We start from the raw sequence: 15,100 nt of genomic DNA on the forward strand, positions 1-15,100 counted from the left end.
AAACAGCCCGCATGTCGCGGGCTGTTTTGTTTTTGGAATTTGCTTTTTGCGTTACTTGGTTAGCAACAAGTTTTCGCCTTTCTTACGACGGATCGGTTGTCTGCGTAAAATCATGATGAACAACATGCCACACGCGAAGCTCATTAGCACCATCATGTACATGTAGCGATCACTCTTGCGGTAGTGGTGATCAGAAATAGCGGTGACTCGACCAGTTTCAAAGGTCACTCGCACAAAGCCAATCACTGCGCCATCCGACAACACTGGCTCAACGAGCTGTTGGCGTCCAATCGATGCGGTCGCGAGTGGGGTATCTAATCCCAACACCTCACGTACTGACAATGCTTCTTCACTCGATGCCAAACGCACACCTTGTGCATCATAAATGGTTGCATCAAATACCAAGCGGTCTTGAGCAAGCTGGTTAGTGAGCTTGAGTAGACGTTCTTGGTCTTTATTGATGATCATCTCGCCGGCTGATAAGGAGGCCTGCGAGATCAAAACTTTGGTCAGGGTTTCAAGCTGTTGTGCTTGTATTTTCTCATTACCCTTACTGATCACGACACTGTTTTTGATGGTGACAAAAAGCATCACACATAACAGGATCAGAGCCAGAATTCGTAGGGCATTCCTTACTGAGAACAAGGATTCACTCATGCTCTTTACTCGTCCATTCAAATCAAAACAAAGACTTGCCTTTTTAGCTTGTTAAGGTAACGTTTTAGCAAAGTCACAAGGGATTATATACATGGACGCGCCAAAAAGCTTGCCTATCAGAAGGCATACGACTCTTTTAAAACGACTACCCGAAACTCGCTTCGCGACACAGCTCGATAAAGCCAAGGCGAATTGGATTGTGTTTAGTGAACATCTTGAGCCCCGCAATTTTGAAGACATCGATTTCTTTACTGGCTTCTACAACCCGATTTTAGACACTTGGAAAGTTGGTCAATATGAAGTGGCTCTCATGGCGGGCAACCTTACACCAGAGCATGAAACCATTCTGAAAGGCCTAAATCTGGATTACGCCTCTCTGCAGGAAGTACCGGATCTTTCTGCGCCGGGTTTGGTCGTGTTCGATATGGATTCAACCGCGATTCAAATCGAGTGTATTGATGAAATCGCCAAACTGGCCGGTGTCGGCGAAGAAGTTGCAGAAGTCACTGAGCGCGCCATGCAAGGTGAGTTGGATTTCGAACAAAGCTTACGTCAACGTGTGGGTAAACTGAAAGGTGCCGATGAAGCCATTCTTGAACAGGTACGTGGCCAACTCCCATTTATGCCAGATTTCGAAGCGCTGATTGCAACGTTTAAAGCGCTTGGCTGGAAGACCGCCATTGCTTCGGGTGGTTTTACTTATTTCTCTGATTTCATCAAAGATAAAGTGGGATTGGACTTCGCGCAGTCTAACCAACTGGAAATCGTGGATGGCAAGCTGACCGGTGAAGTACTGGGTGAGGTTGTATCAGCTCAGACAAAAGCGGATATCTTGGTTGAGCTTGCGGAAGAATATGAAATTGAACAACACAATACCGTTGCCGTGGGTGATGGTGCGAACGATTTGGTGATGATGGCTGCGGCAGGGCTAGGTGTGGCTTATCACGCTAAACCTAAAGTTGAAGAGCAAGCGCAAACCGCTGTTCGATTTGCAGGTCTAGGTGGTGTGCTATGTATCCTTTCTGGCGCTTTGGTTAAGCAGCAGAAAATCAGCTGGAAAGCGAAACCTTAGCTGGAGCTTCTTCCAAATTAACATAGAAAAACACCGCCATCTCGGCGGTGTTTTGTTATTCCGTTAGCTCTAAGCGAACAATCACTTCTTCAGTAATGTCTTCAAATTCGCTGTAACCAACTAGGGCGGTCAGCTCTTTTTCTAACTTACTCGCCTGATGAACACCAAATTGGGTTAAGTCGCTCAAGTCTTGGCGTAGTAATGATGTCATCGGATCGAAGATCGGCGCCGTTGAAATGCGTGTCGCGTAAAATTCGCCCATCATGCGCGCTTTCTTAATGAACTGAATACGCTCTTTGACGCTGGTGAAGTCTTGCTGCATTTTCGATTCAATAGCGGTGATCTTATTGCCTACTTTACTTACGCTAATATAAATGTCTTGGTGTCGAGCCTGTGCTCCATCAATACGCTTTATTGGGTCGGCAATTAACGTGTTTGAGCGTCCTTTAAAAAGGGGCTCTAAAGAATACTGCTGATTATGACCAAGGCGAGCATACAACTCGATATGTTTTGCCAACGGTAAGTTTACCCCAATTACGGGTGTCTTCACTGAAGAGGCGGCACTTTTGCTGATAAAGATTGGCGTGCTCAGCGTTCGTGATAACAATACACTGTGCAGTCTCTCTAGTAGCGCATTGCTTGGCAGCATCTCTTTCTGCGGGATTAGCTTGTCTTGGTTGTGCTCAATAATGCTGTTGAAGAAAGCGATCACTTTCATGGTCTTGCTTTGTTCATCAATCACCAGTTGGACACTTCGACCATCAGGGCTGACGCGAATGACACGGTAAGGCACATCTGAAAGTGGCAACTTCTTATCGTAAAGCTGTAACTCGCGAAAGTTAATTCGAACTTCTTGTCCTGAGCGCAGCGCGGTAGGTTCATCCAATCTAAGGCCTAAACCTCGCTTAGAAATATCCGCGGTAAAGCCAGCAGCTTTAGCGTTGCCAGTATCTAGAACCAAAGGGGTTTTAAAACGGTAGCGTGGTTCTTTACGGCGAGACTGGGCATCGAAGTAAATCCCTTTTGGATTACCAAGGATTTTTCTTGGTTGCCTAAACTCATTCAAGGTGTTTGCAGGAACACGAGGCTTTTCGGTCAGCAAGTAATCTTGGCCTGACTTCTCATCGGCAATTTCTTGCAAGATGCCCACATGTGTCAGCTTTTGCGAGCTTTCGGCCAACTCAGAAGAAAACGCAGCAAGGTCTTCTTTCTCCTGTTGCGACAGCTCGAAAATAGAGATGCGGAAAGCACGCCAACTTGCTCGTTTTGCTCCTAGATGCCAGAACAATTGACGCTGTTCTCTGGTTGCCTCTGGGCGCAGCATTGAATAGAAGTAGGTTTTGCTCTCATGTTCATGAGTGAATGAATACAACACGTTGGTTGCGCCTTTCACACCGGGAGCAATTAGGGAAGCCATTCTCTTTGGATTGAATAGCGAACCAAACACTTGTTGGTTGCGTTCATCATGCCAGTATTGCCAAAGCTTTTGGTTGTTTGGCGTTAGCATTGCCAGTTTGAGTTCACTGCCTTCGAAAAACAGCGGCAGGTTACTGGTGTGCTTGAGTGCAATGTGCTCATAACCACGCGTGCGGGCACGGATGATTTTATCTTGATTGTCATGGCGAGCGCGTTTTGCCGCGCTGTTGAGTGCTTCATCAATTACACGTGCAACGACATTGGTTTCCGTTAAACGAATGGTTCTTAGGTAACGAACGGCATCATTTTCATAGCAATCGTCCACGGCTAAGACGCGATAAGTGATTGGCTTTTCTACGCCTGCAACCTGAGATTTGCTAGCAAACTCAGTAAAAGTGACTTGGATGACTTCGCCTAAGCTGTATTTGAAAGCGCTTGGAACCTTGAATTTCGCGCCTGAACTGGAAAGATCGATACTCAAACCGTGGATCACTTGTCCTTTCGGGCGAATGATTTCGACTTGAGATTGTACTTTTAAGCGTTTTTCTTGGCGTTTTAGGTCATAACCAAGGTGGACAGGTTCTGCTAGAAATGGGCTTTTCGGATCGGTCAGTGATTGTTCTTCACTTTTACCATTGTTTTTACTCATCACGCGGAAGTTATTGCGCGTGTTGACCAAGGCTTCCCACATACCTTCGGTATAAGCGCCAAACTTCTTTAGGTTCTTGTGGTAAGCATTAAAAGCAACGTCATCCAACCAATGCGGGATGCCATCTAATAGGTATTCACGACATTCACCTTTCACTCGACCTCGTAAATCAATGCTCTTTTTACAAGGTGCCATGACACGGTTGAGTTCCATCTTAACTAGGATTTTGGCTGACGGCGGTTCTCCCTCGGTCAATTGACCAAGGACAAAGTCAAAGTCATCAGTGCCATAAACAGGGATGAGTCGTTCTGCGAGCGAGAGAATTTCAGATTGCTGCATTATTTCTGTTAAAGTATGTCGTTATTCGAATTATATCGGCTAAGCAAAGCAAAACTTAAGTATATCAATAGTTCATGTCCGATAAGGTCAGACATGGCTGTGTTTGGTCACATTTGTTGAAAAAACCGAGTGTAGAAAAATCGAGGCATCATGGCGAAAGCAAAACGAGCGTATGTTTGTAATGATTGTGGCGCGGATTTCCCACGTTGGCAGGGGCAGTGTAATGCGTGTGGTGCATGGAATACGATTACCGAAGTTCGCATAGCGGCATCGCCAACTGTCGCGCGCAACGAGCGCTTATCTGGTTATGCAGGATCTGCAACGGAATCAAAAGTTCAAACTCTGTCTGAGATTGATCTGCAAGAAGTTCCACGATTCACCAGTGGCTTTAAAGAACTAGACCGTGTGCTTGGTGGGGGCGTGGTGCCTGGTGCTGCCATTCTGATCGGTGGTAACCCAGGTGCTGGTAAGTCGACCTTGCTATTGCAGACCATGTGTTTACTCTCAGCGCAAATGCCAACGCTTTATGTAACGGGTGAAGAATCCCTTCAGCAGGTAGCGATGCGTGCTTCTCGTCTTGGTTTACCAAAAGAGCATCTAAAGATGTTGTCGGAGACCAATGTCGATAAAATCTGCCAAATCGCAGAGAAAGAGCAACCTCGAATTATGGTTATCGACTCGATTCAGGTAATGCACGTCTCGGATGTTCAGTCTTCTCCGGGCAGTGTGGCGCAGGTGCGTGAATCAGCGACCGCTTTGACGCGCTACGCAAAGCAAAACAATGTTGCCGTCTTTATTGTTGGTCACGTGACAAAAGATGGTACCCTTGCAGGCCCGAAAGTGCTTGAGCATATTATTGACTGTTCTGTGCTGCTCGATGGTGGCACCGATAGTCGCTTCCGTACACTTCGCAGTCATAAAAACCGTTTCGGTGCAGTGAATGAGTTAGGTGTATTTGCCATGACGGGGCAGGGACTGAAAGAGGTCAATAATCCATCGGCGATCTTCCTTTCCCGCGGTGAAGAGGAAACTTCGGGTTCTTCTGTTATGGTGGTATGGGAAGGCACGCGTCCTCTATTAGTAGAGATTCAAGCGCTGGTGGATTATTCGCAACTTGCCAACCCTCGTCGTGTTGCCGTTGGTTTGGAACAAAACCGCCTCTCTTTATTACTCGCTGTCCTGCATAAGCACGGTGGCCTTCAAATGGCTGACCAAGACGTATTTGTGAATGTCGTCGGTGGCGTTAAAGTGACAGAAACCAGTGCTGACCTTGCGTTAGTTATGGCGCTTTTGTCGAGCTTCCGCGATCGCCCATTACCGAAAGATGTGGTCGTATTTGGTGAGGTTGGCTTGGCGGGTGAGATTCGCCCTGTACCAAGTGGACAAGAACGCTTAAATGAAGCATTCAAGCATGGCTTTAAGAAAGCAATCGTCCCTGCGGCAAATATGCCTAAAGGTGGCATTCCTGGTATGCAAATCCACGGCGTGAAAAAATTATCAGAAGCGATTGAAGCATTTGATGAGTTGTAAACGCCATTTTGTGCCCCAATTTAAGGGGTAACAATAATGTTGAATCTGTCCTCATTATTATCGAATAGAGCACACAAATTGCTAAGTTTGACTATTATTTGAGGACGGAAAATTTACGTTAAAATTTTTTTTCTTCCATCCGCACGCAAGGGTATCAGTATTGACAGAATGTGATATACTCTGCGCGCACTTTATACCTTATTAACAGAGTAAGACAATGACTGATTTATCAAAATACAGAAACATTGGTATTTTTGCTCACGTAGACGCGGGTAAAACTACCTCTACAGAGCGTATCCTAAAGCTAACTGGTAAGATCCATAAGATCGGTGACACTCACGACGGTTCAACTACTACTGACTTCATGGAGCAGGAAGCTGAGCGTGGTATCACAATCCAGTCTGCAGCAACAACTTGTTTCTGGAACGATCACCGTCTAAACATCATCGATACTCCTGGACACGTTGACTTCACTATCGAAGTTTACCGTTCTCTAAAAGTACTTGACGGTGGTATCGGTGTATTCTGTGGTTCTGGTGGTGTTGAGCCTCAGTCAGAAACTAACTGGCGTTACGCTGACGAATCACACGTATCTCGTCTGATCTTCGTTAACAAACTGGACCGTATGGGCGCTGACTTCTACAAAGTTGTTGACCAAGTACAAAACGTTCTAGGTGCTACTCCACTAGTAATGACTCTACCTATCGGTATCGAAGAAGATTTCGTAGGTGTTGTTGACGTACTAAGCCAACAAGCTTACGTATGGGACGAGTCTGGCCAGCCAGAGAACTACGAAGTTCAAGACATCCCAGCTGATCTAGTTGAGAAAGCGGCTGAATACCGTGAAATGCTAATCGAAACTGCTCTAGAGCAAGACGAAGATCTAATGATGGCTTACCTAGAAGAAGGCGAAGAGCCATCTCTAGAAGACATCAAACGTTGTATCCGTAAAGGTACACGTGACCTAGCATTCTTCCCAACTTACTGTGGTTCAGCGTACAAGAACAAAGGTATCCAACTTATTCTTGACGCGGTAGTAGATTACCTACCATCACCAACAGAAGTTGATCCTCAGCCTCTAACTAACCCAGAGACTGGCGAACCAACTGGCGAAGTTGCACTTGTATCTGAAAACGAGCCGCTAAAAGCGCTTGCATTTAAGATCATGGACGACCGCTTCGGTGCTCTAACGTTTATCCGCGTTTACTCAGGCCGCATGAAGAAGGGTGACACAATCCTTAACTCTGCAACTGGTAAAACTGAGCGTATCGGCCGTATGGTTGAGATGCACGCAGACGAGCGTAACGAAATCGATTCAGCACAAGCTGGTGACATCATCGCTGTAGTTGGTATGAAGAACGTTCAAACTGGTCACACTCTATGTGATCCTAAGCACGAATGTACTCTAGAACCAATGATCTTCCCAGATCCAGTAATCTCTATCGCAGTTAAGCCTAAAGATAAAGGCGGTTCTGAGAAGATGGGTATCGCGATCGGTAAGATGGTTGCAGAAGATCCATCATTCCAAGTAGAGACTGATGAAGAATCTGGCGAAACTATCCTACGTGGTATGGGTGAACTTCACCTAGATATCAAAGTAGATATCCTAAAACGTACTTACGGCGTTGAGCTAGAAGTAGGTGCTCCTCAAGTTGCTTACCGTGAAACAATCACTCAAGCAATCGAAGACAGCTACACGCACAAGAAGCAGTCTGGTGGTTCTGGTCAGTTCGGTAAGATCGACTACCGTATCAAACCAGGCGAAACTGGTTCAGGCTTCACGTTCAAATCAACAGTTGTTGGTGGTAACGTACCTAAAGAATTCTGGCCTGCAGTTGAGAAAGGTTTCGCATCTATGATGGAAACTGGTGTTCTAGCTGGCTTCCCAACTCTAGACGTAGAAGTTGAACTATTCGACGGTGGTTTCCACGCAGTTGACTCTTCAGCTATCGCTTACGAAATCGCTGCTAAAGGCGCATTCCGTCAGTCTATGCCTAAAGCTGGCGCGCAACTTCTTGAGCCAATCATGAAAGTTGACGTGTTCACTCCGGAAGATCACGTTGGTGACGTAATCGGTGACCTTAACCGTCGTCGTGGTATGATCAAAGACCAACAAGCTGGTACTACTGGCGTACGTATCAAGGGTGATGTACCTCTATCAGAAATGTTCGGTTACATCGGTACTCTACGTACTATGACTTCTGGCCGTGGTCAGTTCTCTATGGAGTTCTCACACTACTCGCCATGTCCAAACAACGTTGCTGAGCAAGTAATTGCTGACGTTAAAGAGCGTAACGCTAAGAAGTAATTCTTAAGTTAACTCTGTAAGACATCAAAGCCCCGCCTAGTGCGGGGCTTTTTACTTTCTGTCGGTAAACCCATCTATGGGGCCTTGCTATACCGATTACTGACTTTATTCTTCTTTTAACTGAATCGTTTCAAAATCTCGGACAGTGTTGCGTTCGAAATCAGCAATCTCTTCTTTTATCCACTGGCTAAACAGCTGTGCTTTTTGGCGCTTTAAGTAACCAGTCGGTGCACAAAGGTAATACGCGTATTTCGGTTGAATGCCTATGTTTCCAATTCTTACCAGTTTTCCTTCTTGGATATATCGATAAGCCAAGCTGTGCTTAACCAAAGCTACGCCTTGCAACGACAAAGCGCCTTCTAGGACCAAATGTGAACCGCTGTATTTGAGGGTAGGCTTCGCCGCCTTATGGCCTAGTGTATTGAGCCACAAGTTCTAGTCTAAGTCCGGCCACAAATCTTCGATCAGTTCTGCTTTACCTAAATCTTCAACGCGGTAGATGCCGTGCTCTTTTTGGTAAATGGGATGGCAAGCAGGGTAGAAAACTTCATCCATCAACCACTGTGATTCAAGGTTCGGATAGTCGCCATGCCCATAGCGAACGCAAAGGTCTATCTGACTGTCTTGAAATGACACCAACTCGTTGGTTGGCTCCATTAGTAAAGAGATATTCGGATGACGCTGCCGAAAAGCGGTGATTCTTGGTACTAACCAATGGTGTGCAAAAGAAGGCAGCGTAGAGATGGAGAGGTGATTCGGGTTGGGATCTTGGTTAATCAATCGCACACCTTGCTGAAGGTGGTTGAATCCTCGCTCAGTTTGGGCAAACAGTAAATCGCCTTCTGCGGTAAGGAGTATCTTTCTATGTTGGCGGACAAATAAGTCGGTACCAAGAAACTCTTCCAACTGACGTATCTGCTGACTAATCGCGGCTGGTGTGACAAATAAGTATTTGGCAGCGGCTTTAAAACTGCCTTCCTTTGCCGCGATGTAGAAGTAGTACAGTCCTTGTAACGGAGGCATACGTTCTTTCACGTTAGTTTTCCTTAACTCAGTGTCAGATTCTATCGTTTGAGAATAGCAGGGTAGTCACTGATTATTAAGTGGTCAATGTGAATGAATCGAGGAGGATATATGAACAATGCAACGCAAACCTGTGGCCAGTTAGCGTCGAAGCCACGCAAGAGTTTAGTTCAGTATATCTTTTCCAAGTTAGCCGTATGGAGAAAGAACTACCGTACACGACGTCATTTATCTGAGTTACCTCGCCACCTCTTGGATGATATCGGTTACAACGAAACTGAAGTCCAAAAGGAAATTCAGAAACCGTTTTGGCGAGATTAATTAACGTGGGAATGAAAAACGCTCCCTTGATGGGGAGCGTTTGATTTATTGGTTATCTAGGTGGGTAAGAATTACAAATCCTCTTCCCACACAACTAATTCACCTTTTGGCCAGTTGTGCCCGATTTCATGATATTTCTGTTCAAGAACGTGGCGTTTAATTTTCAAGGTTGGCGTCAGAATGCCGTTTTCGATACTCCAAGGGTCTTGGATCATCAACACCCCTTTAATCTGCTCGTGCGATTCAAGTTCTTCGTTCATGCGAGCAACAACCTTACGTGTTGTGCGGGCGTAACGTTCTTTATCAAAGTTCGGGAAGTCGTGTGGCACAACCAATAATATTGGTCCAGGTAAGCCTAAGCCGATCAAACACATCATTTCGACGCGACTGTACTCAAACAGCTTCTTCTCGATAGGCACAGGAGCAACAAACTTACCTTTGGCAGTCTTGAAGGTGTCTTTTTTACGACCTTGAATAGTGAGGTAACCATCCGCATCAATTGAGCCAATGTCACCGGTGTGCAGCCATCCCTCTGAGTCAAACGACTCTTGTGTCGCGATGTCGTTTTTGTAGTAACCAGAGAACAAGCCTTTGCCGCGTACCATGATTTCATCATCGTCGGCGATCTTAAGTTCAATGCCTGGCCCGGCGTTACCAACAGAACCAATTTTATCGGCTCGGAATGGGTAGTTTAGTGTGCTGTAGGCGAAAGATTCTGTCATCCCCCAAGCTTCAGTGATGTTCAGGCCAACACTGCGGTACCACTCAAGTAGTGCTGGTGACACTGGGGCAGAACCACAACCGAGCACGCGAGCTTGATCTAAGCCAAGACCATCCGCCAATTTCTTCTTAATCAATGAATTAACAAATGGGATCTTCAACAGAATGTTGAGCTTTTTCTGTGGAAGCTTGTCTTGAATACGTTGTTGGAACAATGTCCATAGTCGAGGTACAGAGATGAAGAGTGTCGGGCGGTGCATTTTGACATCTTCAATGAAGGTATCGAGTGACTCTGGGAAAGCCGTGGTTACACCACCCATAATCGATGAACCAAAGATGTAAACGCGCTCTGTGATATGAGCGAGTGGTAAATAAGAGAACAATCGGTCGTTTTCTTGGATACCAATATGGTTGATGAGTTGTTGAACGGACCAGCTGAACGCACCGTACGTCAGCATTGCCCCTTTCGGCAGACCTGACGTACCTGAGGTGTAAACGAGAGACATTAGCTTGTCATCATGGTGTTGTGGACGCTCTGCGCTTGGCTCAACGTCTGCAATAATCTCGTTAAACTGATATTGGCATTTCGGCGCCGTATCGTAAGGAAGTGCAATGCTAATTAAATCTGGCATTGAATCGATCACTTGTTGCGTTGCCGCTGGATCATCTAACTTACCGCCAATCAGTGCTTTACTTTCACTGTGAGTCACACAGTACTCAATGGTGTCTGCACCGGCTGTTGGGAAAATTGGCACACTCACGTAATCGCCAAGCATCATGGCCAAGTCGCATATGAACCACTCTGCACAGTTTTTCGATACTAATGCGACTTTTTCACCGGGCTGTACACCCAAGTTACGTAGGGCTGTAACCAGTTTAAGCGCCTTATCGGCAACGTCGGCGTAAGTAAATTCAACAAACTGTCGATTAATGATTTGTTTTAAGTAAACCTCATTTGGGCGTTCCTCTGCCCATTTAAGGATCATTTCATTCGGCGGCGGGAGAGCGCAACCAGCGGTATGTTCTAGGTTAGGCTGATTCATTGTAGATGACTCCATGTCTTCTCTCGTTTGTATTTATAGTTGTTAAAACATTGTTAACTTTAGCATGTTAAATCATTATACGGGAATGCATTTTGATGAATTCTGTGGGAAAGGTAGCGTTAGAGAGTATAAAGTCGCCGTAGTTATCACTACTTAAAATTGTTGCCGATAGGTCGCAGGGGAGAGTCCAGTTTTCTTTTTGAAGATACGAGAAAAATATGAAACGTCTCGGTAGCCACACTGATAAGCGATGTAGGCGATCTTCATCGAGTCCTCTTCGAGCAGCATCTTCTTCGCTAGAGAAATGCGCTTTTCTGTGACGTAATCACGAAAACACATGCCAACTTTTCTACGAAAAAGCTTCGAAAAATAGTTTGGAGAGTAGTGGCAAAGTGCCGCAGCTTCCTCTTCTCTTAAGTCTTTATGTACATTATTTGCAATGTAATGGACCACATCGACAAAGTTTGATTTGCCACTTTTGAATAGCATGGTGTCGGATGACAAGTATTGCTCATCGAGTGCCGTAGGTGAGAAGTACTTGAGTTTTACTTGCGATATCCACTCGTTTGGTGAACATGCGTTTGCTTGGCAATATTCGGCGACAATATGCTTGGGGGGGAGACGGCTATGGTCTTCTCCGTCATGAATCACAATGAGTTTTTTATCTAGGTTCTCACAAAGGGTCAACAAACTCTTTTGTAAACATCGATGCTCCGATGTTGGACAGTAAAAGAAGTGGGTGAACTCTTTATCGCTTAGCACGGAGACATCTCCTTCGCTCTTAATGAGAGTAAAGGACTTTTCCAATTCTGAACGAAAATCGTGATTAAGAGCTTGTGGGCTTTGTCCGATCCAGTAGGCTTTGATAAGTTCTGTCATATTATTTCCATTTATAGTGAACTTTGCCGAAGGGTGTTCGTAAAAGGCTTCAACTGTCCCGCATCCTTGCGAGCAAAAACTAAACCTTTCGTTTATTAAGCTTAGGCTTATATAGAAAGTCTGCAAGTGTGAAATGCGTCACATATCACCCGAAGGGGTGTCTCAAAAATGCTACATTCGTGCTTTGCCAGCAGATCTAGCAAGAAAGTGCTAGTGTTTGGCAAAAAAGTCCTAACCCCCAACATTCTCGATGACTAAGGTTTAGTCATGATTCAGACACACCCACGCGTCGAATCATCAACAAGCGAGACTGTTAAAGAGGGGAAATCTTATGGAAAACTTTCGCAAACTAATCAATGACTTCATGGAAGACGAAGAGGGTCTAACGCTTCTAGAATACATCTTAGGTGCGGCACTTATCGTTACTGCATTCTTGACCTCAGGCTTCTGGGATACTTTATCTAGCAAATTCTCATCTGTTGCATCACGTATCAGTAGTTCGTAATGACATTAGAGATCGTCATCTGGTCATTGCTGTTCGCTATAGGAGTATCTGATGCACAAAAGCATAAGATCCCGAATAAAGCTGTATTGCTTTTATTAGTCGTAGTCGCTGCAAGCGTAGTACTCGTTCCTAATTCGAATGGTTTAGATCATTTGTATGGTGGACTGGTCGCGTTTGCAGTCTGCTTTGTTCTGTACCTGTGCAAAGTGATGGCTGGAGGAGATGTTAAGTTACTCGCCGTATTAGGGGCTTGGATAGGGCTGAGTAACTTAGGAGCAGCGTCAATAGGTATTGTGATGGCTGGCGGAGTAGTGAGCCTGTTTTACCTCGCTCTCCACATTGCATCTTCTACTATTAACCTATCCGACCAAGTAAAAGGTTATTGCTTGGAAAAAGTAACGCCTGGGTTAAAGGCATCAAAACCGTTAGTCATTCCTTTTGCTCCCGTGATCGTTATCGGATTAGCTTACTTTTCTTACTTAAACTAAATCTAATAAAAACAAGTAACTTGGCGTTAGACATCAGTTGACTAGGCAACGACAGAGGGGAATTGTCATGGGGTCTGTGTATTGGGATAAGCTCGTGCCACAAATAACGCCGCCTAAAGTACCAGCAAATATAGAAGGGCTTGGCATACCGGCTTCGGTTGTCGAAAATTTGGTACTAAAACATCTTTCTGCTTTTCCTAAAATTGATTTAGTCGAGTTGACTCAGCGATTGGGAGTCGTCTCAACGATTGTCGATTTAGCGTTAGCGCAGCTGAGAAAACGCAGTTGGGTTGAAGTGTATCAGCCGACAGCAGATAAATTGTCTAGCTCTTACACTAACGTTCGATACAGCCTGACCGAGCTTGGTTTAGCGGAAGCTGATATTGCATTTCGTAAAGATGCCTACGTTGGCCCTATTCCTGTTTCTTTGGAAGAGTACTGGGAAGTGGTGGAAGGGCAAGATCTCCGCAAGCATCCTATTACTCGTGTGGATGTTGAACGCGCTCTTAGTGATGTCTTTGGCTCTGAGCGGTTGATTCCTATTTTAGGACCTGCCATTAACTCTGGCCGAGCAATGTTACTCTACGGCCATGCCGGCACGGGTAAAAGTTACGTTGCGGCAAGAGTACTCAACGCAATGAGCACGTCTGTGTTCATTCCTTATGCGGTTTATGCGGATGGGAACATCATCAAGGTGTTTTCTGAGCAGCACCATCGTCGATTAGACAACTCCCATTCTAAAGTGTTTGTTAAGCTTGAAACCCACTATGACAAACGCTGGGTTTTGTGTGAGCGCCCAAATATTCAGGTTGGTGGCGAGCTGACCATGGATATGTTGGAAGTCAACCACAGTGAGCACAACCGAGTCTGGAATGCACCGCTGCAAATGATGGCAAACAACGGCATTTTGGTCATTGACGACTTGGGGCGTCAGGCAATGCCAGTCGATGCATTGCTAAACCGCTGGATAGTGCCGATGGAATACTTGTTCGATCATTTGGCACTACCCAATGGGCAGCAAATCACGGTTCCATTTATGCTGACATTAGCGTTCTCATCCAACTTTGCTCCGAGCCAGTTAGCCGATCCCGCCTTTTTACGCCGTCTAGGATACAAAATCGAGTTTAGCCCTTTGAGCCCTGAGGACTACAAGGCGCTATGGTTGAGTTTGTCTGGCGACTTGAAAATGGCGCTCGCCCCAGATTTTTTCGACCAGTTGCATCAGTTGCACCGCGACAACAACGTCCCTTTCTTTCCATGTTTGCCAAAAGATTTGCTAGGGATAAGCCGCGATATTTTAGTGTTTGAAGACAAAAAGAAGCTTGTCTCTGCAGACACACTAACCCGTGCTTGGGCGCTGTATTTTACAGTGGATGAATAGGGAGATTTCGTTATGAGTAAGACGCAAGTTGTCATGCTATTACTGCTCTCCATTGTGTTTGGTCTTGCGGCTGTTTTGATTGCAAAGCAGTGGATTGATGGACAAAACCAACCGACAGTAGAGCTTGAAGAGATAGAAAGGCACCCAGTATTAGTGGCTGCGATGGAGCTGGAGCCAGGAACGGTTTTAGAAGAAAAACACCTCACGACCAAGTTGATGGAGGTGGACTGGATTGAAGAAGATACCTTAAAAGTCTCTGAGCAAGCGTTGGGGCGTATTGTTGCCAACACCATCTATTCCGGTGAAATGGTGAACCCAAACCGACTTGCATTACCTGGTGAAGGGGCGACATTAGCAGCCCTGATCCCTGAAAACAAACGTGCGATTACCATTCGTGTTAACGACGTTATTGGTGTGGCTGGTTTCCTACTTCCGGGTAACAAGGTCGATATCCTCAATACCATCAGCTCGGGTAAGGGGAAAAGTGCTTCGACTAAAACCGTGCTCAAAAATATTAAAGTACTAGCCGTCGACCAAACCGCAAAAACCAACGATAACAAGCCAGTTATTGTTCGAGCAGTGACGTTAGAAGTCACACCAAAAGAAGCGGAAAAACTCTTATCGGAGAACAGTAAAGGCAAGATTCAACTTGCATTACGTAACCCTCATGAAGTCGATAAACCACCTGTTGCACGCAAATATACACCTCGACCTAGTGTGACCATTATTAAGGGATCTCAGGCATCGAATGTCCGAGTCAGTAATTAGG

12 protein-coding genes and 1 pseudogene are annotated in these 15,100 nt (G+C 45.5%); 8 read left to right on the forward strand and 5 right to left on the reverse strand.

The window, feature by feature from the left end; all coding sequences use genetic code 11:
• Window positions 1-51: 51 nt before the first annotated feature.
• A complete protein-coding gene (locus KJB05_RS03995) occupies window positions 52-657 on the reverse strand; it encodes a YtjB family periplasmic protein (protein ID WP_027726522.1) in 606 nt (201 codons plus the stop codon).
• Between the two features lie 91 nt (window positions 658-748).
• Between KJB05_RS03995 and serB the strand changes: the two genes are divergently transcribed.
• The gene (gene serB, locus KJB05_RS04000; RefSeq protein ID WP_208444497.1) at window positions 749-1,729 is read left to right on the forward strand and encodes a phosphoserine phosphatase; all 981 of its coding nucleotides are present in this window, start codon (window positions 749-751) and stop codon (window positions 1,727-1,729) included.
• Between the two features lie 55 nt (window positions 1,730-1,784).
• Here the strand turns inward: serB and KJB05_RS04005 are convergent, their stop codons facing one another.
• Window positions 1,785-4,133 carry a PilZ domain-containing protein gene (locus KJB05_RS04005; RefSeq protein ID WP_061008921.1) on the reverse strand — a complete coding sequence of 783 codons (2,349 nt, stop codon included), beginning with the start codon at window positions 4,131-4,133 and terminating at the stop codon, window positions 1,785-1,787.
• A gap of 150 nt (window positions 4,134-4,283) precedes the next feature.
• On the opposite strand from KJB05_RS04005, the gene radA reads away from it, so the two are divergent.
• Window positions 4,284-5,663 carry a DNA repair protein RadA gene (gene radA / locus KJB05_RS04010; RefSeq protein WP_005439523.1) on the forward strand — a complete coding sequence of 460 codons (1,380 nt, stop codon included), beginning with the start codon at window positions 4,284-4,286 and terminating at the stop codon, window positions 5,661-5,663.
• 217 nt (window positions 5,664-5,880) lie between these two features.
• A complete protein-coding gene (fusA, locus tag KJB05_RS04015; protein WP_005439525.1) occupies window positions 5,881-7,971 on the forward strand; it encodes an elongation factor G in 2,091 nt (696 codons plus the stop codon).
• Window positions 7,972-8,076: 105 nt separating this feature from the next.
• On the opposite strand, the pseudogene KJB05_RS04020 reads toward fusA, so the two are convergent.
• A pseudogene (locus KJB05_RS04020) lies at window positions 8,077-9,006 on the reverse strand (LysR substrate-binding domain-containing protein).
• 99 nt (window positions 9,007-9,105) lie between these two features.
• Here KJB05_RS04020 and KJB05_RS04025 point away from each other — a divergent pair.
• Window positions 9,106-9,315: a DUF1127 domain-containing protein gene (locus KJB05_RS04025; protein ID WP_005439528.1), complete on the forward strand. Its 210-nt coding sequence runs from the start codon at window positions 9,106-9,108 to the stop codon at window positions 9,313-9,315.
• A gap of 71 nt (window positions 9,316-9,386) precedes the next feature.
• Here the strand turns inward: KJB05_RS04025 and KJB05_RS04030 are convergent, their stop codons facing one another.
• Window positions 9,387-11,078 carry an AMP-binding protein gene (locus tag KJB05_RS04030; protein WP_009707510.1) on the reverse strand — a complete coding sequence of 564 codons (1,692 nt, stop codon included), beginning with the start codon at window positions 11,076-11,078 and terminating at the stop codon, window positions 9,387-9,389.
• Between the two features lie 153 nt (window positions 11,079-11,231).
• Window positions 11,232-11,957: an AraC family transcriptional regulator gene (locus KJB05_RS04035; RefSeq protein ID WP_009707509.1), complete on the reverse strand. Its 726-nt coding sequence runs from the start codon at window positions 11,955-11,957 to the stop codon at window positions 11,232-11,234.
• Window positions 11,958-12,288: 331 nt separating this feature from the next.
• Between KJB05_RS04035 and KJB05_RS04040 the strand changes: the two genes are divergently transcribed.
• The 4 genes from KJB05_RS04040 to cpaB all read left to right on the forward strand — a co-directional run bounded on the left by KJB05_RS04040 (window position 12,289) and on the right by cpaB (window position 15,099).
• Entirely contained in the window at window positions 12,289-12,462 is a 174-nt protein-coding gene (locus tag KJB05_RS04040; protein ID WP_009707508.1) for a hypothetical protein, read from the forward strand.
• Entirely contained in the window at window positions 12,462-12,950 is a 489-nt protein-coding gene (locus KJB05_RS04045; protein WP_208444498.1) for an A24 family peptidase, read from the forward strand. The genes KJB05_RS04040 and KJB05_RS04045 overlap by 1 nt, the downstream gene beginning before the upstream one ends.
• A 67-nt stretch (window positions 12,951-13,017) precedes the next feature.
• Entirely contained in the window at window positions 13,018-14,331 is a 1,314-nt protein-coding gene (locus tag KJB05_RS04050; RefSeq protein ID WP_208444499.1) for an AAA family ATPase, read from the forward strand.
• A gap of 12 nt (window positions 14,332-14,343) precedes the next feature.
• Entirely contained in the window at window positions 14,344-15,099 is a 756-nt protein-coding gene (cpaB, locus tag KJB05_RS04055; RefSeq protein WP_039840233.1) for a Flp pilus assembly protein CpaB, read from the forward strand.
• Window position 15,100: the final 1 nt, after the last annotated feature.

Origin of the sequence: Vibrio sp. B1ASS3, assembly GCF_905175355.1 — a bacterium.
GTDB classification, from domain to species: Bacteria; Pseudomonadota; Gammaproteobacteria; order Enterobacterales; family Vibrionaceae; genus Vibrio; species Vibrio owensii.

Excerpts from the sequence above, each read along its gene's own strand:
- KJB05_RS03995 (WP_027726522.1), bottom strand. The coding sequence starts at position 657 with ATGAGTGAATCCTTGTTCTCAGTAAGGAATGCCCTACGAATTCTGGCT.
- serB (WP_208444497.1), top strand. The coding sequence starts at position 749 with ATGGACGCGCCAAAAAGCTTGCCTATCAGAAGGCATACGACTCTTTTA.
- KJB05_RS04005 (WP_061008921.1), bottom strand. The coding sequence starts at position 4,133 with ATGCAGCAATCTGAAATTCTCTCGCTCGCAGAACGACTCATCCCTGTT.
- radA (WP_005439523.1), top strand. The coding sequence starts at position 4,284 with ATGGCGAAAGCAAAACGAGCGTATGTTTGTAATGATTGTGGCGCGGAT.
- fusA (WP_005439525.1), top strand. The coding sequence starts at position 5,881 with ATGACTGATTTATCAAAATACAGAAACATTGGTATTTTTGCTCACGTA.
- KJB05_RS04025 (WP_005439528.1), top strand. The coding sequence starts at position 9,106 with ATGAACAATGCAACGCAAACCTGTGGCCAGTTAGCGTCGAAGCCACGC.
- KJB05_RS04030 (WP_009707510.1), bottom strand. The coding sequence starts at position 11,078 with ATGAATCAGCCTAACCTAGAACATACCGCTGGTTGCGCTCTCCCGCCG.
- KJB05_RS04035 (WP_009707509.1), bottom strand. The coding sequence starts at position 11,957 with ATGACAGAACTTATCAAAGCCTACTGGATCGGACAAAGCCCACAAGCT.
- KJB05_RS04040 (WP_009707508.1), top strand. The coding sequence starts at position 12,289 with ATGGAAAACTTTCGCAAACTAATCAATGACTTCATGGAAGACGAAGAG.
- KJB05_RS04045 (WP_208444498.1), top strand. The coding sequence starts at position 12,462 with ATGACATTAGAGATCGTCATCTGGTCATTGCTGTTCGCTATAGGAGTA.
- KJB05_RS04050 (WP_208444499.1), top strand. The coding sequence starts at position 13,018 with ATGGGGTCTGTGTATTGGGATAAGCTCGTGCCACAAATAACGCCGCCT.
- cpaB (WP_039840233.1), top strand. The coding sequence starts at position 14,344 with ATGAGTAAGACGCAAGTTGTCATGCTATTACTGCTCTCCATTGTGTTT.